Annotated in this window: 1 protein-coding gene; it reads left to right on the top strand. The window is 71.3% G+C overall.

Going from position 1 to position 289, the window contains the following annotated elements; genetic code table 11:
* The coding region (locus tag H926_RS34165; RefSeq protein WP_192816578.1) for a tyrosine-type recombinase/integrase at window positions 1-289 on the top strand (289 nt) is incomplete at both ends.

Here is a 289-nt window from a genome sequence, read left to right on the forward strand (position 1 = left end):
ATGCGGAAATCGGCCGGTTTCTGGAAACGGCAGAAGCGGATGCGGCCGCCGGCACGCCCGAGGGTGTGCGGCTGCTGGCACTGGTCGAACTGCTCTATGGTTCGGGCCTGCGCGCCACCGAGCTGGTCTCGCTGCCGCTGGCCGCGCTGCCGCGCGATGTGCCGTTCCTGGCGATCACCGGCAAGGGTGGGCAACAACGCCTGGTGCCCGTGTCCACCCGGGCGCTGGCCGCCCTGCGGCGCTGGTTGGCGGTGCGGCCGGGTGGTTCGCGTCATCTCTTTCCCTCGCC

It is taken from the genome of Novosphingobium sp. B-7, assembly GCF_000410615.1.
In the GTDB taxonomy this organism is placed as follows: Bacteria; Pseudomonadota; Alphaproteobacteria; order Sphingomonadales; family Sphingomonadaceae; genus Novosphingobium; species Novosphingobium capsulatum.